The organism is Pseudenhygromyxa sp. WMMC2535, assembly GCF_011083025.2.
In genome coordinates, this window is record NZ_JABJWV010000001.1 from 8,483,324 (window position 1) to 8,506,584 (window position 23,261).

The 23,261-nt window shown below is 70.9% G+C and carries 9 protein-coding genes and 1 other RNA gene; 3 read left to right on the top strand and 7 right to left on the bottom strand.

The features are described 5' to 3' along the window. Positions 1 to 88 precede the first annotated feature (88 nt). Together G6O69_RS32795 and G6O69_RS32800 are read right to left on the bottom strand one after the other, a co-directional pair. On the bottom strand, positions 89 to 1,666 hold the full coding sequence (locus G6O69_RS32795; RefSeq protein ID WP_172307408.1) for a hypothetical protein: 1,578 nt from the start codon (positions 1,664 to 1,666) through the stop codon (positions 89 to 91). 166 nt (positions 1,667 to 1,832) lie between these two features. Then, positions 1,833 to 12,245 (bottom strand): tetratricopeptide repeat protein, encoded by a 10,413-nt coding sequence (locus G6O69_RS32800; protein WP_176397225.1) that lies wholly within the window; start codon positions 12,243 to 12,245, stop codon positions 1,833 to 1,835. A 174-nt stretch (positions 12,246 to 12,419) separates the two neighbouring features. Between G6O69_RS32800 and G6O69_RS32805 the strand changes: the two genes are divergently transcribed. Continuing rightward, a complete protein-coding gene (locus G6O69_RS32805) occupies positions 12,420 to 15,113 on the top strand; it encodes a pitrilysin family protein (protein WP_172307410.1) in 2,694 nt (897 codons plus the stop codon). A gap of 63 nt (positions 15,114 to 15,176) precedes the next feature. Here the strand turns inward: G6O69_RS32805 and G6O69_RS32810 are convergent, their stop codons facing one another. Continuing rightward, the gene (locus tag G6O69_RS32810) at positions 15,177 to 15,971 is read right to left on the bottom strand and encodes a CPBP family intramembrane glutamic endopeptidase (RefSeq protein ID WP_172307411.1); all 795 of its coding nucleotides are present in this window, start codon (positions 15,969 to 15,971) and stop codon (positions 15,177 to 15,179) included. Between the two features lie 98 nt (positions 15,972 to 16,069). Between G6O69_RS32810 and G6O69_RS32815 the strand changes: the two genes are divergently transcribed. Beyond that, positions 16,070 to 16,483, top strand: coding sequence for a CrcB family protein (locus G6O69_RS32815; RefSeq protein ID WP_172307412.1), 414 nt, complete (start codon positions 16,070 to 16,072; stop codon positions 16,481 to 16,483). Positions 16,484 to 16,735: 252 nt separating this feature from the next. Here G6O69_RS32815 and G6O69_RS32820 read toward each other — a convergent pair whose 3' ends face one another. After that, positions 16,736 to 18,592, bottom strand: coding sequence for a hypothetical protein (locus G6O69_RS32820; RefSeq protein WP_176397226.1), 1,857 nt, complete (start codon positions 18,590 to 18,592; stop codon positions 16,736 to 16,738). A gap of 314 nt (positions 18,593 to 18,906) precedes the next feature. Continuing rightward, on the bottom strand, positions 18,907 to 19,812 hold the full coding sequence (locus G6O69_RS42510) for a methyl-accepting chemotaxis protein (protein ID WP_172307413.1): 906 nt from the start codon (positions 19,810 to 19,812) through the stop codon (positions 18,907 to 18,909). A gap of 50 nt (positions 19,813 to 19,862) precedes the next feature. Between G6O69_RS42510 and gltX the strand changes: the two genes are divergently transcribed. Continuing rightward, the gene (gltX, locus tag G6O69_RS32830; RefSeq protein ID WP_172307414.1) at positions 19,863 to 21,368 is read left to right on the top strand and encodes a glutamate--tRNA ligase; all 1,506 of its coding nucleotides are present in this window, start codon (positions 19,863 to 19,865) and stop codon (positions 21,366 to 21,368) included. Between the two features lie 16 nt (positions 21,369 to 21,384). Here gltX and ssrS read toward each other — a convergent pair. Together ssrS and G6O69_RS32840 are read right to left on the bottom strand one after the other, a co-directional pair. Beyond that, positions 21,385 to 21,557, bottom strand: a non-coding RNA gene (gene ssrS / locus G6O69_RS32835) — 6S RNA. Positions 21,558 to 21,693: 136 nt separating this feature from the next. Next, entirely contained in the window at positions 21,694 to 23,226 is a 1,533-nt protein-coding gene (locus tag G6O69_RS32840; RefSeq protein ID WP_172307415.1) for a serine hydrolase domain-containing protein, read from the bottom strand. Positions 23,227 to 23,261: the final 35 nt, after the last annotated feature.

The following is a 23,261-nucleotide window of genomic DNA, read 5'->3' on the forward strand; positions in this document are numbered from 1 at the left end:
CCAGCCCAGCCCAGTCCAGTCCAGCAAAGAAAGCGCGCCTCGGCGACCAGCGGTCGACGAGGCGCGAGCGGGTTCGAGGGCAGCGCGCTCAGGCCACGGTCACCGGGCGCCCGCGCATCAGCGAGCCCTCTTGCTCGCCCTCGAAGCCCACGCGCACGAAGAGCAGCGCGCCGTTTCCAGCCTTGGCCGCCTTGCCGCGCAGGGTCACCGTCAAGAAGGTGTCCTCGGGGTTGTCGAGGAAGCGCTCCTTGGGTTTGATCTTCTTGTCCTTTTGCGGCTCGACGCCCGCGGGGACGAGGTAGTCGAGCTTGGCGAGCAGCTTCTTCGCGCCCTGGGCCTCGAAGTCGGCCTGGACCGTCCGCGTACCCACGATCTCGACCGTGCTGGCCGAGACCAGGCCCTGCTCCAGGGCGTCGCCCGAGAGCTCGACATAGAGCCCGCGCTCGGCGGGGCCGCCGACGCTGACCGCCATGATCACGATCTCGAACTCGGCCCCGAGGGCGAAGCTCCACGCGTCGTTGGGCTGCAGCGGGTTCATACCCAGGCGCGGGGCCTGCGTGATGATCCGCGGGCGGCCGTCGCCGGGGGACTGCTCGGGCTCCGGCACGGCCTCGACCTCGACCTCGGGGATCTCGGCCTGGTGCGCGCTCGAGGGCTCGGGGACCTCGTCGAGCTCGACCTCGTCGGTCTTCCAGCTCTCGCCGTCGACCACCCCGCGCAGCACCTTGTCGGCGAGGGCGAGCATGAAGCTCGAGGCGTCCGCGGCCAGGCGCAGGCAGGTCTGCGAGGCCGGCAGCGGCCCCGGCAGCGCCAGAGTCCCCAGCGGCGAGAGGTCGGAGGCACGAAAGAGCGCCAGCGCGCCGTCGAGCACGGCGACCAGCTGATCCCCCGCGAGGGTCAAGGCTCCGACCTTGCGGCCATCGAGGACGCGGTGCGCCAGCAGCTTGCCCGAGGGATCGAAGTGGGCCAGCGCCGCGCTGCCCTCGCCTTTGCAGGTGAGCACGAAGACGCCGCCCTCGCTGGGCGTCGCCGCCAGGCTCGTGCCCTTCTCGTAGGGCGTACGCAGCACGCACTCGAAGGCGTCCGCGCCCCGGCGCAGCACCCCGACCACCGCGCTCGCGTCGTCGTAGATCGCGTAGCCGAAGCGGTTGACCTCGACGTGGAGCAGGTCGGGATCCGTGGTCCAGCGGGTCTTGCGGCTCCACGGCGCCTTGTCCCAGAGCAGCTCCTCGGGCCAGTCGACCTTGCTGGGACGATCGGCCTCGAACTCGCGCTCCCACTTGCCCTTGGGATCCGCCGGCGGCGTGCCGATCACGATCGAGGTCATGGCGCGGGCCTTGGTCCCGGTGACGAAGGCCGCCAACACGCGATCCCCCTCGGCCGGCGCCAGCGCGCTGATCTGGAAGGGGTAGCGGGCAGCCTTGCCCCGGCCATCGATGGGCACGCGGACCAAGGAGCGCGAGACGCCGGTCGTGTAGGCGATCTTGGCGGCCTCGCCGACGGCGACGGGCCGCAGCCGGACGAAGCCGCTCTTGCCCTTCTTGGGGGCGATCTCGCCGCCGAGCTGCTCGCTCGCGAGCAGCAGATCGACGCGATCGTCTCGGTGGACGCTCAGCCCGCGGGGCCCCGCGACCACGTGAAGCTTACCGTTGGTCCAGGCGCTCACCTCTCACCTCCTCGCCGCGAAGGCCATGAATGCTGCCGAATGAAGTTCATGAGCCGCGGGCAGTGATAACACGTCAGCGGGGTGCTTGGCCCCTCGCGCTCGCGCCGGCTCCGCGAGCCCGGGGGAGCGGCCCGAGCCGAGCCCCTCCCCCGCGTCCCCGCGAGGGTCAGGCGCTCTCGTCCTCGTCCAGCTCGAGGCCGTCGAGGGCCGCGTCGAGATCGACATCGTCGAGCTCGTCGACATCGAGCAGCGCCTCCCCGTCCTCGCCCGGGTCGGCGCTGGCCGTGGCCGATCCCGGGGGGCGCGGCGGACCAGGGGGCGCGGCGGGGGGCGAAGGCGGCAGCTCGACCACCGAGGGCTCGATCTCCTCGAGCTCTTCCAGCTCCTCGAGCTCTTCCAGCTCCTCGAGCTCTTCGACCGCCTCGACGATCTCCTCGACCTCCTCCACCACCTCATCCTCGAGCGCCTCGGGGCCCTCGTCGAGGGGAGCGCTCGGCGTCACCGCGACCGGTGGCGCAGACTCGGTGGGCTTCGCTACGGGACTCGCTGGCTTGGCAGCTGGGCTCGGCGCTTTGGCGGCCGGCTTGGCGATCGGCTTCGCGGGCGGGCTCGCCGGCTTGGCGATCGGCTTCGAGGGCGGGCTCGCGGGCTTCGCCGCCGGCTTCGAGGGCAAGCTCGCGGGCTTCGCCGCCGCCTCGCTCGAGGGTGGCGCAGGCTCGACCGGAGCCTTGACCGGGACCCGCGACCAGACCGGCTCGAGGCGCAGCTCGAGGCCGATCGCGGGCAGGCGCGGCGCGTCCCCGCCCTGCTCGTCCCCGCCGACTTCGCCCGCGATCCGATAGCCCAGCCGCCGACGCAGATCGGCGTAGGCGCCGCTGACCGCATAGGCGACCAGCTCGCGCATGTCGATGTCCTCGCCCGTCGCGGCGACGAGCGTCTCGGCCTTGGGTCCGGCCAGCACGCGCAGCGCGGCCTCGAGATCCCCACAGACCACCAGCCCCACGCGATCCCCCGCCCGGCGCGTCCACGCGCGCAGCGTCCGGGAGTCGAAGGCCTCGTCGCCGTGCTCCTTGAAGATCGCCCCGAGCTGCCGGGCCACGCGGATCGGCAGCTTGCGCCCGAGATCGTTGCCCACCCGGCTGACGAGGTCCTCGGCGTTGCGCGCCCGCGGCTTGCGGCCGGCGTGGCGCGGGTGGAAGGCCTGCATCGCCGCCGAGAGCACCGCCGCCGTCGAGCGCCGATGCATGGCGGCGATCAGCACGGTCTCGTTGCGGGTACAAAACAGCCCGCGGGCCAGGGCGAACTCCAGCGCCGCGCGAGCGTCCTCGCTGGCGTCGCGGGCCGGCGCCCCGGCGACGAGCACCGGCGGGACCTGGCAGCGCGGCTCGATCCACTCGAGCACCGGCTGCGCGTCGATGCGCTCGCGTCCGTCGAGGGCCTCGTCGGCGACGAGGCCGACCTTGGTCTGGCCCATGCGACGCAGGACCTCGCGCCAGGCCTTGGACAGGGCGCTGTCGCCCACGGGAGAGACCCGCGCGGCGTTCGAGAACTCGAGCTTGTCGAAGAGCTCGGCGATCAGCCCCTGGCCCGCGTCCCAGAGCTGAACCAGGACCTCGGGCACGCCCGCGGCCGCGCTCATCTCTCCGACGATCGACTCGATCACCAGCGTCTTGGGCTCGCCCTCGAGCTGCTCGGGGTGCTCGGCCAGGAAGGTCCGGGCCTCCTCGTCCTCGGGGGCCGCGATCGCCAGGGCCGCGTAGAGCGAGCGCGCGCGCATCAGCTCGCCCTTGCCGCGGTGGGCCTGAGCCAGCGCGCGCAGCGAGGGCTCGTAGAAGGGATCGAGATCGAGCAGGCCGCGGTGGTTGGTCAGCACCTTGTGCTTGCTGGTGACCTTGCCGGCCGCGGCCAGGCGATCGTAGAGCGCGGCCAGCTGCCGGCGCTGCTCGACGCCGAAGTCCGCGAGCTCGGGCTGGGCCATGCGCGCGCGCAGGCGGCCGGCGTGCTCGAGGGAGCCCGCGGCGTCGGCCGGGGACTGCTCGCTCTGGATCTCCGCGAGGCGCAGCAACAAGGTGATCCGCGCGGCGAGATCGTCGTCGGGCTCGAGGCTCTCACCCCGCTCCTCGCGGGCCGCCTCCACGCGCTCGATGAACTCGAAGACCAGGGGCTGGAGCTCGGCGAGGCGGCCCTCGGCCTCGAGCACCCGCGCCTTGGCGAGCACCGCCGCCGAGGACAGCGGGGCCAGGCTCACCGCCCGCTCGACGTAGTCGGCGGCCAGGGCCACGCTCGGCTGCGGCGCGCCGCCGGCCTCGGACGCCACGCCCTCGGCTGCTTTGTCGCCATCGCCATCGCCATCGCCGTCGCCATCGCCCTGCTGCCCGTCGCCGCGCCCGGGCAGGGCCACGCGCACGCCCTCGAGCAGCAGCTCGAGGCGACGATCGTCGTCGATGTCGCGGACCAACAGGCGGTCGAGGCAGCGCAGCGCCAGGCCGCGATCGAGGACCGCCGCGGCCCGGAAGGCCGACTCGAGCTGGCCGAGCTCGAGCACCGGCGTGGGGCTGTCGGCGACCAGGCCGACGCCCACGCGTACGCACTCGAAGGCCTCGCGCTCGAGCTCCTGGATGCGCGCGCGCAGCTTCTCGGGCGGGAGCGCCGACTCGCTGTCGCGCAGCGTGGTCGCGGCGTCGCGGTAGAAGGTGCCGGCGTCGACCCACGCCCGACCGCGCTCGTGGGGATCTTCGGTGGCCTCCGCCAGACGAGCGGCGAGCCGGGCCGCCTCGAGCAGCTCGCCCCCCTCGTGGACCAGGGGGACCAGCGCCGCCAGGGCGCGGGCGTTGCTGGCGTCGAGCTCGAGCGCCCGCCGCAGCCGGGCGCGCGCCTTCTTGGGGTGCTTTTGCTCGACCTCGCCCTCACCGGCGAGGGCGTACATCTCGGCGGCGAGCTCGGCCTCGCCGGCGCGCAGCGGTCGGCCCTCGTCGATCCGCGCCTCGATCCGCTTGTCGAGCTGCTCGACGGCCGTGATCGCGTCGCGCCAGCGCCGGGCGTTGACGCGGTTGCGGATCACCGCCAGGCGGATCGAGAGGTCGTCGGGGTCGTGGCGCAGGGCCGTGGTCAGCCGGCGGTAGGCCTCGCCGCTGCGATCGCTGGCCTCGAGCACCCGCGCGAGCAGCACCAGGCCCTCGACCAGCTTGGTCTGCTCGCGGACCAGGCCGAGGGCCTCGACCGCGGACTCGAGCTGCTTCTCGGCCTCCTCGAGCGCCCCCGAGTCGAGCAGGATCTCGCCGAGGCCGAGGCGGGCCTCGGCGTGCTCGGGATCCTCGGCCAGGGCGGCCTCGAAGCGCGCCCGCGCGGCCTCGACGTCGCCGGTGGTCCGGTAGGTGATCCGCCCGATCTCCGTCAGCAGGCCCGCGCGCACGCCCGTGCCCGCGAGCGCGCTGAGCTGCTCGTCCATGAAGGCCGTCGCGCCGTCGAGGTCGCCGGCGTCGATGCGCAGACGGACAAGGCCCTCGATCGCCCGGGTCAGGCGCGAGGTCCAGCCCGCGTCGGCGCCGACGTCGGCCGCCTTGGCCTCGGCGAGGATCCGCTCGTAGGCCACGCGCGCGCGCTCGGGCTCGCCGAGGCGCCGACGCAGGAGGTCGGCGGCCTCGAGCACGCCGTCCGCGTCGCCTTGGCGCTCGAGGCCCTCGACGAGCAGCGGCAGATCGTTGACGCTGCGCGCGAGCCGGGTGCGGATCCCCAGCAGCTCGGTGTCCTCGGGATCCAGCGCGAAGGCGCGCTTGACCTCGGCGAGGGCCTCTTCGTAGCGCCGGCCCTCACCGGCCAGGGCCTCGATCAGCTGCTTGGCCAGGGTCGTGGCCCGCGCGCGCCAGGTCGACGCCTCGTCCGCTTGGCTCGCGTCGCCCTCGAGGCGCGCGCGCAGCTCCTGGATCCGCCCGCGCAGCAGCTCGACCCCGTCTTCGAAGCGATCGCTGCGTCGATAGAGGCGGCTGAGCCCGAGCGTGACCTCGTCGTCCTCGGGCACCTCGGTGGCCAGGCGCTCGAGCGTGGCGATCGCCGCCTTCTCGTCGCCCAGGCCCTCCAGGAGCGCCTGAGCCTGGAGCACCAGCAGCTCGACGCGCTGGCGCTGGCGGACGTCCGCGTCGAGGCTGGCGTCGGCCTCCAGGGCCTCGAGGCGCAGCTCGAGGACCGGCAGCAGCTTCTCCCAGCGCGAGGTCTCGCTGTAGAGCGCCTGGAGCTCGACCAGCGGCTCGTCGTCCTCGGGCACGAGCTCGCGGTAGTCGTTCCACGCGTCGATGGCCCGCTCCGGGAGGTCGAGCTTGGTGCGGTAGACCTCGGCGATGCGCCGCAGGTAGGCAGCCTGGACCTCGGCCACGCCGAGGTCCTCGCCGGCCGTGCGCATCGCGTCGACGGCCTGCGGCCACTCCTCGCGGCGCAGCAGCAGCTCGACCAGGGCGGCGTGGACCTCCGCGCGCAGGTGGAAGTCGCGCCGCAGCGCCCGCAGCAGCTCGACGGCCTCGTCGCCGCGCTCGCTGTGCTCGTAGAGCCGCGCGAGCTCGAGGCTCCGCTCGACCCGCTCGTCGTCCTCGATGTCGTTGCGCTCGGCGCTGAGCAGCTTGGCGTAGGTGTCGACGTACTCGGCCTGGCGCTCGAGCTCGTCGTAGATCTTCAGCAGCGCGCGCAGCGACCCGACGTGGCTGTCGTCGATGGCGAGCACCGCCCGGTAGCTGTGCACGGCCTGCTCGAGCTGCTCGTCGAACTCGTGGAACCTGGCCATGCGCAGGTTGAGGGCGACGACGTGCTCGGGCAGCGCGGCCTCGGCGAGCAGCCGCTCCCACGACCGCAGCAGCCGCGAGCGCGCCGCGTGGCGCTCGGCCAGCGACTCGACGCTGGCCACGCTCTCGGGCCGCTCGGGGATGATCAGCAGCGCGCGCTCGTGGCAGACGAAGGCGCGCTCGAGGTTCTCGGCGCCCTCCTCCCACAGCCGCGCGTTGGCCAGCTGGACCGCGACCTTCTGGTCCTTGTTGGCCGTCGGCAGCTCGGCGTAGGCGTCGGCGAGCTCATCCCAGGCGCTCGCGGCCTTGGGCCGCGGAGGCAGCACCGGGCCGGCGAGCGTGGGCGGCTGCGGCAGACCGCGGCTGAGATCGAAGTCCGCGTCGTGAGGCGCGTCGTCGACCCCGGGGGGGGTGCGCGCGGGCTTGGGCAGCGGGATGGTCTTGTTACCCAGGCGCTCCGTGGGCGGATCCAGGGCCGGGTCGAAGCCGCTGGCCTTGGCCCCGGGCACGCGCGCGGCCTTGCGAGCCTCGCGTGCGGCCTTGCGGGGGTCGGCGAAGCTGCCGATCACGCCGCTGACAGCGGCCGACTCGAGATCGTCCGTGACGTCGTCGATCGCCTCGCCGCCCTCACCGCGGACCTTGGTCTGGGTGCGCTCGTCGTCCCCGTCCTTGTCGAGGTGGTTGTCGAAGTCGTCGTCGAAATGATCGGCGATGTCCCCCCCGAGATTGTCGATCAGCTCGACCCGCGACACCTCCTCGATCACCGAGATCGAGCCGGTGTTCTCGCCGACCGCCCCCCTGCCCGCATCTCCAACGATGTCGTCGATCAGCTCGACCCGCGACACCTCCTCGATCACCGAGTCCTCGATCAGCTCGACCCGCGACACCTCCTCGATCACCGAGATCGAATTGGTCCCGTCGATATCGACGATCTCGCTCTCGCCGATCAGCTCGACCCGCGACACCTCCTCGATCACCGAGTCGGCGTTGACCGCCGCCACGGCCGTGAGCTCGTCGGGCTCGCCCTCGGCGTGGGGGTCGTCGGCGCGGGCGAGCACCCCGTCGGCCGAGTCCATGGTCCCCGGACGCGTGAGGTGCTGGGGATCGAGGCGAGCGCGACGCCACAGCGTGCGGTCGTGATCCTCGGGCAGCGCCACGCTGGGCGTGAGCGCCGGGTCCTTGGGCAGCGCCGGGCCGCGGTAGGTCCCCACGACCCCGGCGAGGCGCCACAGGTCGACGTTGACCGGATCCAGGGGCGCCGCGTCGACGCCCTGGGGCGGCAGCGTGGGCGAGCGCCGCCAGGCCTCGAGGCGCGAGCGGAACGCGTACTCGGCCCGGCCGAGCTTGTGCTCGTAGAGGTCGGCGAGTTCGGTCAGCAGCGCCGACTGGCGCTCGCGCGCGTCGGCGCGCTCGAGCTCCCAGGCCGGCAAGAGCATGAACTGGTGCCACAGGTCGTAGCGCGCGGCGAGGCGCTCGGCCTCGTCGCGCGCGCTGGGGTGCCTGGGGTCGAGGACCAGCACGCGCAGCCACTCGCCCAGGGCTCCGGCCCCGTCGTCGAGGCGCTGCTCGCGAATCCCCGCCCGCTCGGCGAGCAGGGCGATCTTGTCTGCGGGCCGCTCGGCCAGGCCGACGAGCTCTCCGAGCGCGCGCAGCTCGACCAGCGCGCCGACCGGGACGCCTCCGTGGGCGCCCTGCGCCTCGGCGTCGGCGTCGACCCGCGACGCGAGCGCGCGCAGGGCCGGGAGCACGACGTCGCACTCGGGATCCAGGGCCACGCCGCGCAGCAGCACGCGCATGGCCGAGAGCGGATCTTCGAGGCGCTCGTCGACGATCCGCGCGGCCTCGGCGAGGGCGTCGACGGCCTCGAGGCGCGTGCCGGCCTCGGCCAGCTCCTTGGCCCAGGCCGCGTGGTGATCCGCGAGCTCGCGCCACAGCCCCTGGGTGGTCGCCAGGCTGACGGCCATGTCGAGGGCCTCCTCGGCGAGCGAGTGATCGCGCTCGCGCAGGTCCTTCCAGGCCCGCCGCAGGGTCGAGAAGGCCGCGCGCGGATCGTCGAGCTTGCGCTCGTGGATCCGCGAGATCGCGCAAAAGGCCTCGAAGCGCCCGAGCGCGCTCTCGGCGTGCTCGAGGCGGTGCTCGCCCAGGGCCAGCAGCGCATCCCACAGCTCGTGGGAGGTGGCGATGCCCTGGATCCGCCGGGTCAGCTCGTCGTCGTTGGGCGCCTCTTGCAGGCCGCGCTGGAGGTAGCGGACGGCGCGGCGGGGATCTGCGAGCTCGTTCTCGGCGATCTCGGCGGCGTCGATCATCCGCTCGACGAGCTCGTACTCGTCGGAGAAGGTCTTGCGCTCGAGCTCGCGCTCGCTGACCTCGAGCAGCGCGCTCCACAGGCCGTGACCCTCGGCGAGCTTGCGCAGGCGACGAAAGCCCTGGTCGAAGTCGAGCTGGTGCTGACGCGCGATGAAGTAGCCGCGCCGCGCCCAGGCGAAGGCCCGATCCGCGTCGCCGATCCGCCCCTCGGCGATCGTCGAGGCCTCGGTGCAGATCTCGAGCTGGCCGGTGACGTCGCCCATCTCGGCGAGCCGGTTGATGCGCAGCGCGTCGATCTCGAGCAGCTCTTTCCAGGTCCCGTGGGCCTCGGCGAACTGCTGCAGGTGCTCGCGCAGCTCGGGGTCCGTGGGGTCGATGCCGCTGGCCCGGCGCAGCAGCTCGAGCGCGCGGTTGCGGTCGCTGAGCCCGAGGTCGGCGATCTCGGCCATGCGCCGCAAGGTGTGGATCTGCTCGTCGGGATCGCTGACGACGAGCTCGAGCTTGCGAGCCAAGGAGCGCAGCGCGACCTCGTACTCGCCGAGCTCCTCTTGCAGCTCGGCGAGCTCGGCGTGGCCCTTGGGATCGTCGGGCATCTCCTCGAGCCGGCGCTGGATCGCCTGCATCGCCGCGCGCTTGTCGTCGAGGGCCTGCCAGCCGTCGACGATCAGCCCGAACAGGCGCAGGCGCTCCTCGGGCTCGCGGGTCCCCAGGAGCATCAGCTCGGCCTGGGCGATCAGCTTGTCGCGCTGCTCGCTGCGCCGGTAGGCCTCGAGCAGGCTGTGGTTGACGTCGACGTCGCCGGGGCGCAGGGCCTCGGCGACCCAGGCCAGGACCAGCGCCGCGTCCTCCGGGCGGTTGATCTCGTGGAGCAGGATCTGGGCCTGCTCCCAGGAGAACATGAACGCCTCCTCGTCGCTGTCGGCGCGCTCGCGCAGCTGGCTGAGCACGTCCGAGAGGCTCCCGTAGTCGCTGTCGAGGCGGTAGAGGTTGGCGAGGGCGTCGAGCGCTCCGCGGTGATCCGGGCGAATGCGGATCGCTCGTTCGAAGGCCGAGCGCGCGAGCTCCGAGTCGCCCAGCGAGCTCTGGGCGAGGTTGCCCAGGCGCAGCAGGTAGTCGAGCTGGCGGATGATCGGGGTCTTGCTCGAGGCCGCGGCCCGACCGAGGAGCTCGGCGAGCTCCTCGACGCGCTGGCTCTCGTCGAAGACCGCGACCATCTTGTCGACGACCTCGAGGTTGTCGGGCTCGAGGTCGAGCAGCCGCGACCAGTAGTGGGCCGCGCGGTCGCGGTCGTGGAGCCGGTTCTCGGCCACGCGGGCCAGGCGACGCAGGATGTGGGCCTTGCCGCTGGCCTTGCCCGTGACCTTGAGCTCGCGCTCGAGGGCGGCGACGAGCAAGTCGAGATCGTTGGCGTCCTGGGCCAGGAGCTGGAGGCGGTGCAGGGCCTCGAGGTCGTTGCCGGTCAGCGCGAGGATCTCCTCGCAGGCCCACATCGCCTCGGCGTAGGCCTGGAGCTCGTGGTGCCACAGCTCGGCCATGCGCCGCAGCAGCGAGACGCGCTCGTTGTCGTTGTGCGCGCGCTGGTATTGGTCGCGGAGCAGCTCGATGACCTGGTGGTGGTCGCCGGCGCGGTCGTAGAGAGCCGTCAGCGCCCGGGTCGCGCCCAGATCGTTGGGCGCGAGGTAGAGCATCTCGCTGTAGAGCTCGATGGCCCGCTGCGGGTTGACCTGACGATCGCGGTAGATCTGCGCCAGGCGCTTGATGATCTCGAGGCGCTTGCGCGGCTCCACGGTCCGGGCGAGCTCCGCCTCCTGAACCCGGACCATGTTGTCCCACATGCGCGTGCGCTTTTGGATCCGCCCGAGCTGCTCGCGCGGCCGCGGGTCCCGGGGGTAGGACTGGGCCATGCGATGCCAGGCGTCGAGGGCCCCGTCGACGTCGCCCAGGCGGCGCTCGCAGATCTCGGCGAGCTCGACGAATTCCTCGGCGAAGCTCTGCTCGTAGATCGGGCTGGTCTGCCCGGCCCGCGCGGCGTCGCTGGCCTGATCGATCTGATACAGGATCAGGTCGCGCAGCGCCCCCCAGGCGTGCTTGCGCCGGAAGTGATCCTTGTAGCCCTCGAAGGCCTCGGCGTCGAAGGGCTCGCGCTCGAGGACCTTGAAGTAGAACAGCGCCGCGCGCTCGTGATCGTCGAGCTGGTGATGAAACACCTTGGCGGCCTCGAGCAGGCTGTCCGTGGGCATCGCGTCGCCGAGCTGCTCGACCTTCCACTCGAGCAAGTTGGCGAGCGCCGTCCAGTCGGCGCTGTCGCGATAGATGCGCTCGAGCGCCGTCCAGGCGTCGCCGTCGGCGGCCTGAAAGTGCCCCGCCTCCTCGTAGCAGACCCGGGCCTCCTCGCGCCGCGCCAGGCGTTGGTCGAGGTTCTCCGCCCGCCGCAGGAGCACCGGCAGCCGCGCGGGGCCCTCGATGTGCATCAGCATCTGGCGGTAGTGGTCGTCGAGCTCCATCCAGTGGGCTTGCTCGGCGAGCAGCTCCGCGAGCAGCTCCGCGGCGTCGAGGAGATCGGGGCGCAGCGCCAGGGTCCGGCGCAGGAGCTTGGTCGCCCCCTTGGCGTCGCCCTCCTGGCGGGCGATCTGTGCGGCCTTGAGGAAGATCCCCGAGGCCTTGGCCATGCCCTCCTCGCTGGCCTTGCCCGAGCCGAGGTAGAGGTTGCCGAAGGCGCGCAGGGCCTCGAGGCTCTGCGGGGTCGTCTTGATCGCGGCCTGGAGATGGCGCGCGGCGCTGGCCAGATCCTGTCCCTGCTCCGAGTCGATCCGCGCGAGGCGAAGGTGCAGCTCGCTGATCCGCGCGGCGACCTGGGGATCCCGGGCGAAGCTCGGGTCGCGCTCGAGGTTGGTCAGCTCCCCGCGCATCAGCTCGGCGGCGCGCTCCCAGGCCCCGGCCGCGAGGTGGAGTTCGATCAGCGCCTCGCTCGCCTCGGCCATGCCAGGGTCGCGGCGCAGGGCCTCCTCGTAGTGGGCGACCGCCTCGGGGATGGCGTGGAATTGCGCGCGCTGGAGCTCGGCGTAGGCGAGGTGCAAGGACGCGAGCAGCTGTGGCTGGCTGCGCCTGGCCCAGTCCATGCGCCAGCGCAGCAGCTTGGCCAGCTCTCCGCGCCAGTCGAGCTCCTGGTAGGCGATGTAGAGGCGCTCGTAGGCGCGCTCGTTCTCGGGCTGCAAGAGCACGGCTCGGGCCAGGGCGTGGGCCGCCGCCGCCGGCTCCCGGACGCGCTCGGAGAACAGCTCGTAGGCCTGGACCGAGAGCTCCACGGCCTTGTCGACCTTGGCCGGATCCGCGGCCAGAGCGGCGGCGTGCTCGGCGAGGAGCTTGGCCATGGACGACCAATCACCGAGCTCGCGCAGCTTACGGCGGGCGCGCGCGAACACGCGTTCATCGCCCAATTTCGTCCGATAGTCGCGCAGCGGCTCCGCGTCGTCTTTGGACTCGCGCGGGAGCGAACAGGGCAAAATGGAGTCGGAGGCTGCCGTGGCGTGAAGACTAGACATGCCGGAGAAATCGCGGGATGGGCACGGTACCACCTCCTGGGCCTGTCTAGCAGCCCGCGTCCCCCGCTTTTGCGGGGCACCGACGGTCAGATTTCCAATCCGCGCGCACCCCGAGTAGCCTGAGCCGAAGTTCGCGTGACCAAAGCCCGCCATCATCAGACCCAAGACGGTCGTCGAGCAGCCCTGGAGGGGGCCCCGGGGGTCCTCTCCGAGCGCCTGGCCAATGGCGTCTGGGTGCTCACCATCCCGACCCCCCGCCCTGCGCCAGGCTACCGTGGCGTCGCCTCTGCGCAGCTTTGGGTGGCCGCCGGCGCGGCCTCGGAGCGCGCCCGTGAACACGGCTGTGCCCACCTGCTGGAGCACATGGTCTTCAAGCCCTTCGTGCCCGCAGACGCAGGCCCGGACGCGAAGCCGCGAGATCTCGCCAACGTCATCGAGCAGCTCGGTGGAGACGTCAACGCCTACACCTCGCACGACGAGACGGTGTTTCACGCCACGGCTCCGGCAGACGCCATCGTCGAGATCCTCGACGTCATGCTGGCCGCGGTGATCGGCAGGGACTTCGAAGACGAGATCCTCGCCCGGGAGCGAGAGGTCGTCTTCGAAGAGATTCACCAGTACCAGGACGATCCAGCCTCGCGCAGCCTCCAGGCGATGATGAGCGATCTCTACGGCGCGCACCCTTACGCGCGACCCGTGCTCGGTGAGCTCGAAGAAGTTCGCGCCCTGAGTCGCGCCTCGCTGCGTGGGTGGCTGCGCCGTCAGTATCGAGGCGAGCGCGTGCTCCTGGTGGTCACCGGCCCCGTGGAGCCCGATGAGATCGTCGCCCTCGCCCAGGCCCAGCTCGGCGCCCTACCCAGCGCCGGACGTCCGCAGCGACGCCAGCGGCCCAAACCGCCCGAGCGCGCGCAGATCCGCGTGGAGCGAGCCGACGTCCAGGAGACCTATCTGCGCCTCGGCTGGATCGGCGGCACGGCCCTCGACGCCGAGGGGGTCGCCCTCGACGTGGCCTCCGTCGCCCTCGGACAGGGCGAGTCCTCTCGCCTGGCCCTGGCCCGCCGGCGCGACCGCCTGGTCTCCGACGCCTACGCCCACTTCATGGGCCAGCTCGCCAGCGGCACCTTCTTGATCAGCGCGCAGGCCGAGGGTGACGCCGAGACCGCAGAGGCAGCCACCCTCGCCTTGCTCGACGAGGTCGAGGCCCTCGCCCAGGCGCCCCTCGAAGCCGAGGAGCTCGCCCGCGCCCGCGCGCTCTTGCAGAGCTCGCTGGTCTATCGCCGCGAGACCGTCCAGGGCCAGGCCTACGCCCTTGGCTACTACGCCACCGCCAGCGGCCACCTGGGCGCCGAGGCCGAGTCCTTCCGCATCCTCGCGCAGCTCGATCCCGAGCAGATCCGCCAGGCCTGCGCCCGCCACCTCAGCCGCGAGCGCGCGGCGATCACCGTGCTCGTCCCCCGCGATCGCGTCGACGCCCGCGCGGCCAGGCGCCTCGCCGATCGCCTGCGCCGGCGCTGTCGCCCCGGCGCCGGGGCGTCGGCGCACCGCCACTTCTCCGCCCCCGAGCGCGACGCCTTTGGCACATGGCACGCACGCCACCGCTGTGGCTTGCGCGTGGTCGCGCGGACCGACCCCAGCGTCCCCGTGGCCGCTGGCTGGCTGGTCTGGCCCGGCGGCCAGCGGGCCGAGTCGGCCCGCGAGGGCGGCATCTCCTCGCTGACCGCCACCGTCCTCAACCGCGGGACCGCGAGCCGAGACGGCGACGCCCTGGCCCGCGAGATCGAAGGCATGGCCGCGGTCCTCGACGGCTTCTCGGGCCACAACAGCATCGGCCTCCAGCTCGAGTGCCTCGGCGAGCACCTGTCCACGGTCCTCGCCCGAGCCATCGACTGCGCCACGGCCCCGCGCTTCGATCCGCGCGAGATCGACGAGGCCCGCCGCATCGCCATCGCCGACCTCGAGGCCGACCTCGACGATCCCGGCCACCTCGCCTATCGCGAGCTGCTCGCCACGCTCTACGGCCGCCACCCCCTGGGCCGCGACCTGCGTGGCACTCCCGAGTCCCTCGCCCGCATCGACCACGATCGCGTGGCTCGCAACTGGGCCCGCACCTACCCCATGGGTCGCGCCGTGCTCGCGCTGGCTGGAGACATCGATCTCGAGCGCGTCCTCGCCGGCCTCGAGCAGGTCCTCGAGCACAGCCTCGGCCCTGCGATCGCCGACGCGCCCCCCGAGCCGATGCGCTGGCCGGGCGGCGCCCCCAAGCACCCGCGCCGACCGATCGAGCGGGTGATCGAGCGCGAGCGCGAGCAGGGCCAGCTGGTCATCGGCTTCCCCGGCCTCCCCCTGGGCGACCCCGAGGGCGCGGCCCTCGACGTTCTCCTGGCCGTCCTCGGCGGCCAGGCCGGGCGGCTCTTCGAGGCGCTGCGCGAGCGCCAGGGCCTCGTCTACCAGGTCGGCGCCAGCGCTGGCGAGCACATCGACGGCGGGCACATCGTGTTCTACGCGGCCGCCAGCCAGGACAAGCTCGCGGCTGCCCGCGCGGCGACCTTGGCCGAGATCGCCAAGATCACCGACGAGGGCGTCGGCCCCGGCGAGCTCGACCGGGCCAAGCGCTGGCTGATCGGCCAGTTCGAGAGCGGCATGCAGCGGCGCAGCCGGGTCGCCTCGCGCCTGGTCTTCGCCGAAGCCTACGGCCTGGGCACCAACTACTACCTGCGCTACCCCGAGCGCGTCGTCGCCGTCGAGCGCGAGCAGCTCCTCGACCTCGCCCGCCGGCTCCTCGATCCCCGCCGCCAGGTCACCGTGATCGTGCGCAGCCCCAGCGACTGATCCAGGGCGGCTGGTCCGGGCCAGCTGGTCTGGTCCAGCTGGTCTGGGGGCAGCCGGTCCGGCTCAGACCCCGAGCACGCCGAGCACGTAGATGTCGTAGATCGCGTGGGTCCACACCGCCACGGCGAAGCCGCGGACCTGGTAGATCAGCGCGAAGAACACCCCCGCGAGGGTGCGGTAGACGAAGGCCGCGAAGCTGAAGGCCTCGCCCGAGGGGCCAAAGTGGTGGGCCAAAGAGAAGGCCAGCGACGAGATCAGCAGCGCCGCCACCCAGGCACGCTTCTCCCCCGTGACCCCCGCGAGCAGCCACGACAGCCCGCCGACGCCGAGCAGCCTGAAGATCAGCTCCTCGTGCAGGCCCGCGCCGGCCGAGATCACCAGCACGTCGACGAAGCGCAGGCCCGAGGCCAGCGCCGCCGAGAGCGGGCCGCCCACGCTCAACCCGGGGACCAGGTCGACGAAGCGGTGCATCACGAACAAGATGATCGAGCCCATCGACAGGGCGTAGAAAGCCGACTCGGCGAGCACCGGCACGAAGGCCTGAGGCGCGAAGTTCTCCGTGCGCCGCAGCAAGATCAAGATCGCGGCGTAGCCCGCGAGCATCACGCTCAGGGCGATCAGGTAGTTGCCCAGATCACGATCGGCGAACTCGACCAGCGAGGCCGTCACGAAGTCCACGCCGTTGAGCCCGCGGCTGAGCAGGATGCCCAGCTGGTAGGTGATGAACAGCGGGAACACCAAGATCGCGCTGGTCAGCGGATCTACCCGGCCAGCGAGGTGATTGCGCAGCGTCCCCTGCGTCGCCGGCCGCGGTCGCGAGCGCGGGCGTGGCGGCGCTTCCTCTTCGGCCCTTGCCATGCACGACCATCGTGCGCCAAGCTCGCGAGGGCGCCCAAAAAGTTGCGCTCGCCGGGTCTCGGACCCCCAACCACCGCCACAAATGCACGAGGAAGCGCATGAGCGAACCCAGCAGTGAGGGCATGGGTATGGTCGCCCAGCTCGGCGGCGTGTTCCTGGCCGGGGGCCTCGGCGCGAGCTTGCGCGTGGTGCTCTCGGGGCGCATCGAGCAGGCCCTCGTCGAGCAGCTGCCCTTCGCCGGCGTGCTCCTCGTCAACCTCGCCGGCTGCCTGCTGATCGGCCTGGCCTCCGCGGCGATCACCTCCCCGGACTGGCGCAACATCGTGCTTGGCGGAGGCCTCGGCGGCTTCACCACCTACAGCGCCTTCGCCCTGTTTTCCCTCAGCTTGATCGAGTCCGATCGCTGGGGCGTGCTCTGCGTCCAGCTCCTCGCCCACCTCGTCGGCGGCGTGCTCTGCGTGTGGGCCGGCTTCGCCATCGCCCGGGCCCTGGGCTTCGCGGCGAGCGCGTGAGACCCGAGCTCCGGCCGCCCTGCCCTGGGCGCAATTGAAAAGAGCCCAGGTGAATCACCCGGGCTCTTCTCGGCCGCTCGGCTAGCTGCGCTAGGAGCCCGTGGTGGAACCCAGCGCGGCTCCTGGCGCCGGGCTTTTCGTCGAGGGCGCGAAGCCAAAACGCCGCTGTACCGGGCGTACTGCAAGTTTTGGCGACAAAGCCCTCGGCGAAAAGACCAAGCGAGGTGTCGTGTTGGGTTTCACCACGGGCTCCTAGCGCTTGGCCTTCTTCTTGGCGGCCTTCTTCTTGGCCGGCTTCTTCTTGGCCGCCGGCTTCTTCTTCGACGCGGCCTTCTTCTTGGCCGCCGGCTTCTTGGCGGCCTTCTTCGACGCGCTCTTCTTCTTGGCCGCCGGCTTCTTGGCCGCCTTCTTCGACGCGGCCTTCTTCTTGGCCGCCGGCTTCTTCGACGCGGCCTTCTTCTTGGCTGCGGGCTTCTTCGACGCGGCCTTCTTCTTGGCTGCGGGCTTCTTCGACGCGGCCTTCTTCTTGGCTGCGGGCTTCTTGGCGGCCTTCTTCGACGCGCTCTTCTTCTTCGCGGTCTTCTTCTTGGCGGCCTTCTTCGACGCGGTCTTCTTCTTCGCGGCCTTCTTCGACGCGGTCTTCTTCTTGGCTGCGCTCTTCTTCTTGGCGGCCTTCTTCGACGCGGTCTTCTTCTTCGCAGCCTTCTTCTTGGCCGGCTTCTTCTTGGAAGCAGCCTTCTTCTTCGCGGCGGCCTTCTTCTTCGCGGCAGCTTTCTTTTTGGCAGCCGCCTTCTTCGACGCGGTCTTCTTCTTGGCGGCGGCCTTCTTCTTGGCAGCGGCCTTCTTGCGCTCGGTCTCTTTCTTCTTGCGCAGGCGATCCGCTTCCTTCTTCTTGCGCTCGGCCTCTTTCTTCTTCTTGGCCCGCTCGGCCTCGGCCTGCTTGCGCTTGCGCTCGCGCTCCTTCTCGCGGAGCTTGCGCTCCTTCTCCTTCTCGGCCTCGCGCAGCTTCTTGAGCTTTTCCTTCTCGCGCCGAGCAGTCTCGCGGGCCTTCTCTTTGGCCTTGCGCTCGCGCTCACGCTCACGCTCGCGCTCCTTCTTGAGCTTGTCGGCCTCGCGCTTCTTGCGATCGCGCTCTTTTTTGATCTTCTCGCGCTCGGCCGCCTTGCGCTTGCGCTCCTCGTCCTTCTTCTTGCGCTCGGCGTCACGCTTCTTGCGCTCTTCCTCACGCTTCTTCTGTTTCTCGATCCGGAGGCGCTCGCGCTCGGCCTTCTTCTCGGCGGCGATGCGCGCGCGCTCCTCACGCTTGCGCTGTTGCTCCTCCTCGCGCGCCTTCTTGGCGGCGAGGCGGGCGGCCTCCTTTTCGGCGCGCAGGCGAGCGCGCTCTTCTTCCTTGCGCTTGCGCTCGGCCTCACGCTCCTTGCGCTTGCGCTCGCGCTCTTCCTCGCGGCGCTGGCGCTCTTCCTCGCGCTTGGCCTCGGCCTCGAGGCGCGCTCGCTCGGCGGCCTGGCGCCGCTCCTCGGCGAGGCGCTTCTTCTCGGCCTCCTCCTCGGCGAGGCGTTTCTCGCGCTCGGCCGCGATCTCCTCGGGGGTCGGGCCCATCTCGAGCTTCAGGAGGTTGCGAAGCTCCTCCTCCTCGACCCGCTCGCCACGCAACTCCTCGTCAGTGACCCCACGGCCGTGGACGACCACGCGGGTGACGTTGTTGCGAAATTTGAGCTCGACCTTGTTGTCGCCGAGCACCTCACAGACGAAGCCGACCCCAAAGCTGGGGTGAACGACGATCTGGTGGAGGATCAGCGCGCTTTTGGGGTGGTAGCGAACAGCGGAGCCACGGTCGTAGTTCCCGATCCCCTGCATCCAGTCGAGCTTCTCGAGCTTTCGACGGCGCGTGACCGAGACGGGCTCCGCGTCCTCCGCGGAACCCCTTGGCTTCTTGTAGGCGTGAATGTCGCCGCAAACGGCGCACTGCACGCGACGGATTTCGTCACCGTAGCTCTCGAGGATGATGTGGGATGTATCCGTCCGGCACTTGGGACAGTAGCCGTCGGTCTCACCACCGTTCGAGTTGTTGCTCGCCCCACCGAAGTGGCTCTCGAAGATCTGGTCCATTCGTGAAAACTCCGCGGAGGGCCCGAAAGGTCCCCTATCACGGCCAGATCCTCCCATACAAGCAATAACAGCCTGAAAATGTTGGCGAATTCCGCAGGCCAGACCCCCCGTCGGCTGTTCACCTAGGGCTGCAAACGCTTGAAAACACTAGAGAATACCGAACATGGCGGTCCTGCCTGGGGGACAGGGAGATCACCCACAGATCTGAACAGAAAACCGGCGAGAAGCGGCTGCGTGGCGTTCTCGCGGCTTGTCTCGTCGGTGTCCTCCGGCCTGTGCTGTAGCCGCGTCGCGGCGGCCCAAAAAAATCTCGCTCAGTCGGCGCGCGGCCGAGGACTGTCTTGCGAGCTCCCGCCCTGACCCGAACTCGAGCCGGAACCGGAGCTCGAGCTCGAGCCGGAAGTCGAGCCTGCGCCCGAGCCCGAGCCAGCGCCCTCGGGCGTGTCGTACTGGCTGACGAAGTTGCCCTCGGTCCGCTCGAGACCCATGGCCTGGATCAGCTTGCGGACCTCGGAGCCGGTCTGCTTGGCCTGATCCGCCAGCGAGCCGAGCTCACGACACACGACCCGAAAGGCCCGGCCGTGCTCACCTGCCTGGGCGGCGATGATGTTGCCGTTGAGCGCGAGCAGCTGGAGGCGGCGGGCGACGTCGTCGATGAAGTGGATGATCGACTCCATGCCGTCGGCGCGCTCCTCGACGTCGGCGACCTGATCTTCCACGCCGCTGCGGGCCGCAGCGGCCAACAGGTCGAAGTAGGCCTCCTTGTCCTGGAAGGCCTCGATCATGCCGATCGGCGCGAAGTCGTGGCCACCGGAGGCGTGCAGCGGGCGGCAGACCACCAGGTACTCGCGGTCGCGATACTCGACCGAGCCCTTGTAGATCTCGCGCCGGCGCAGCACCCGATCGACGAGGTCGCCGTGGGCGAACTCCCCGATGTCCGGGGGCGTCCCGGCGTCGAGCACCGTGGCCACGGCGATGCGCCGGTTGCCGGCGTAGATCGCAAAGCCCAGGCCCGTGGACTGAGCCATGCGCATCAGGAGTTCGCGGTCCTTGCTGATCTCGTGATCCCCGACGAGGATCTCGTCGTCCTGACGATGGATCGCGCCTTCGGACTGCAAGATGCGCTCACACAAAGAGGTCGCCGCCATCGCCCGGTCGTAACTGCGCCGAAGGATGACCTCGCGGACGGCCTGATAGATCTCGCTGCTGACGTCGCTCACGCCTCGCGAGTGTACTGGTCGGGCCCGCGCTGTGGTAGGCACTCGCGACCATGACCAGCGAAGGCGCAAAGAGCCCCAAAAGCGGCGATCTCGGCCGCATGCCCCCGCGGGTCCGCATCGCCCCCAGCCCCACGGGCGACCCCCACGTCGGCACCGCCTACATCGGCCTGTTCAACTACGTCTTCGCGCGCAAGCACGGCGGCAAGTTCATCTTGCGCATCGAGGACACCGACCGTCAGCGCTCTACCGAGAGCTCCGAGCGGGCGATCCTGGCGGCCCTGCGCTGGCTGGGCCTGGGCTGGGACGAGGGCCCGGACGTGGGCGGACCGCACGGCCCCTACCGCCAGTCGGAGCGCCTCGACCTGTACAAACGTCAGGTCCAAGCGCTGCTCGACGCCGGCCACGCCTACCGCTGTTTTTGTACCCGCGAGCGCCTCGATGACCTGCGCAAGCAGCAAGAGGCCAGCAAGGCCTCGCGCTACGGCTACGACCGGCACTGCCGCGATCTCGATCCCGCCGAGGCCCAGGCCCGCGCGGATCAGGGCGTGCCCCACGTCATCCGCCTGAAGATGCCCCTGACTGGAACGGTGACCATCCCCGACGGCCTGCGCGGCAACATCACCCGGGACTATGGCGAGAGCGACGACCAGGTCCTGCTCAAGACCGACGGCTTCCCCACCTACCACCTGGCCAACGTCATCGACGATCACTTCATGGGCATCACCCACGTGATCCGCGGCGAGGAGTGGATCTCGAGCACGCCCAAGCACCTGGTGCTCTACGAGGCCTTTGGCTGGGAGGCGCCGCGCTTTTACCACCTCGGCCTGCTGCGCAACCCCGACGGCAGCAAGCTCTCCAAGCGCAAGAACCCCGTCTCCGTCGACTACTACCGCGAGCTCGGCTTCCTGCCCGAGACCCTGCTCAACTACCTGGGCACCATGGGCTTCTCGATCTCCGGCGACCGCGACCGCTTCACCCTCGACGAGATGATCGCGGCCTTCAGCTGGGATCGCGTGAGCACGGGCGGGCCGGTGTTCGACCCGGTCAAGCTGCGGGCCTTCAACAAGCACGACCTCCAGGCCCTGCCCATCGACGAGCTCTACAGCCGCGTCCAGGCCCGGGTGTTCTCCGAGGATCGGATCCGCGCCCTGCTCGCCCTCGCGCAGCCCCGCATCGAGCTCCTCGACGACCTCGTGCCCTGGGCCCACTACTTCTTCGGCGGGTCGCTCGACTACGCCCCGGTGCTCGACAAGTTCCGCATCAAGAAGCGCAGCCGCGCCGAGGTCATGGGCATCCTCAAGATGTTCCTTGAGTCGATCGAGCGTGACGATCGTGCCCGCGAGTTCAGCGCCCAGGGCCTCGAGGCCTTCACCCTCGAGTTCGGCGATCAGCACGGCTGGAAAAAGCGCGAGCTGTGGCCGCTCCTGCGCCTGTCCGCCACAGCGCAAAAGGCGACACCGGACCTGTTTGCGACGCTCTCCTTGCTAGGCAAAGACCGCTTCCGCCAGCGGGTCCGCGACGCCATCGCGACCCTCAAGGCCGGCGAGAATTGGTGAGCGCGAGCTGCCCCAAAAGGGCAGCCACCGCCCCTCCCTTGAAGTCCAACCCCTACAACAAGTAGGTGGGTGCCACGTTAGTCGCTTCGGGCTTCCCGCCGAGCGGGCCTGCACGCCCACGAACAGGGGCGGCTCCCTGGCTGAACGATGTAGGTGAACTTTCTGGGTGGGGCGGTGGCGCTTCCGAATGAACATAGCACGTCCACGCCAGAGTCCAGCCCCAAATTGTCGAGGCTCACTGCGATCCAGGCGCACCATGGGGGCCCATGCTCGGCCCAGGATCACGGCTAGCTCGTGGCTCGCTCATGGCCCGCTCATGGCCCGCTCATGGCGCAGATCGGCGCAAGATGAATTGATGGATCGTGCCGTCGGGCGCCCGAAACATCCGTGCTGCGATCTCGACGCGCTCGCCCTCTCGCGCTTCGAACACGAACACCACGGTGCTCACCTCCATGCCGCCTCGCTCGCGCGCGCCCGCCAGGTAGACGTCGACCGGCTCACCCAGCGCCGCCAGGCGAGGGGCCGCGTCCTCCAGCCGCGCCGGGGTCATGAAGGCAGAGAACTCCTCACTGAGCGCGCCGCGATCGACCTCCCCCGCCTGCATCTGGCGCAGCAGGTCGACGGCCGCCTCCGTGGCCGAGGGTCCGGCGACCTGCGGGGCGCCGCGCCCCTCGCCCTGCTCCGCGCGGATCACCAGCGCGAGCAGGTCGTCGTGGATCGGCGTGGGGTCGACGAAGTAGCTGTTGGTGACCACCGCCACGGCCGAGCGCGTGCGTGGGATCATCGTGTTGCGCGACAAGAAGCCGTCGATGGCTCCGCTGTGACTGAGCACGGCCTCGCCCTCGACCTCGCGCAGGCCGAGGCCGCAGCCGTAGCCGTGGCTGCGACCATCGGCGAGCACGGCCGGGGCGATCATCTGCGCCCACGACTCGGCTGAGAGCAGCTCGCCGTCCATCAGCGCGCGATCCCATCGCAGCAGGTCCGAGGGCGTCGACCACAGCGCGCCCGCGGCGTGGAGCCAGCCCTCGCCCTCGCGCACCGCCGGCTCGGGCTCGCCCAGCGCAAAGGAGATGTAGCCGCGGGCCGCCGTCGCCGAGGGCGGCAGCTCGCTGAGGCTCGTGTGGGTCATGCCCGCCGGCTCGAACAGGCGCGCGCGCATGAGATCGGCCAGGGCCTGCTCGGCGCGCGCCTCGAGGATCAGCCCGGCGATCAGGTAGCCGGTGTTGCTGTAGGACCAGCGCGTGCGCGGCTCGAAGTCCAAGGGCATGGTCCCAAAGCGCTCGACCAGCGCCCGCGTCGACGTGGGCGCGGCCATCTCGGAGACCACGAAGTCCAGGGGGTAGAGGTCCGGGTAGCCCGAGGTGTGCTGAAAGAGATCGAGGATCCGAACCTCGTCGGCGCGGGTCAGCCCGGGCATGTACTCGGCGACCGCGTCGTCCATGGCCAAGCTCCCCTCCTCGGCCATGATCAGCGCCGCCGCGCAGGTGAACTGCTTGGTGTTCGAGGCCATGGCGAACTCGGTGTCGACCTCCACGGGGGCCGCCGGCTCGAGGCTGCGCTGGCCGTAGCCGCTGGCGAACACGAGCTCGCCGCGGCGCATGATCGCGACCGAGAAGCCGACCATGCCCATGTCCTCGACCTGCGCGCGCAGGTAGGTGTCGATGGCCTCGAGGTCGAAAGCTTCGGGCGGGGCGATCTCGATGGGCGCGACCGGGACTTGGACCTCGAGGGTCTCGGGCGTCGGCGCCTCGCTCGGGCAAGCTGCGCCCGCGCCAGGGTCGGCCGTGGCGCAGGCGGACAGCACCGCAGCGAGGGCGAGAGCGCAAACACGAGGCGGCTTCGAGCTGGCGGCGCGCATGGAGGGAGCATGCCAGCAGCCCGCGCGAAGACCCA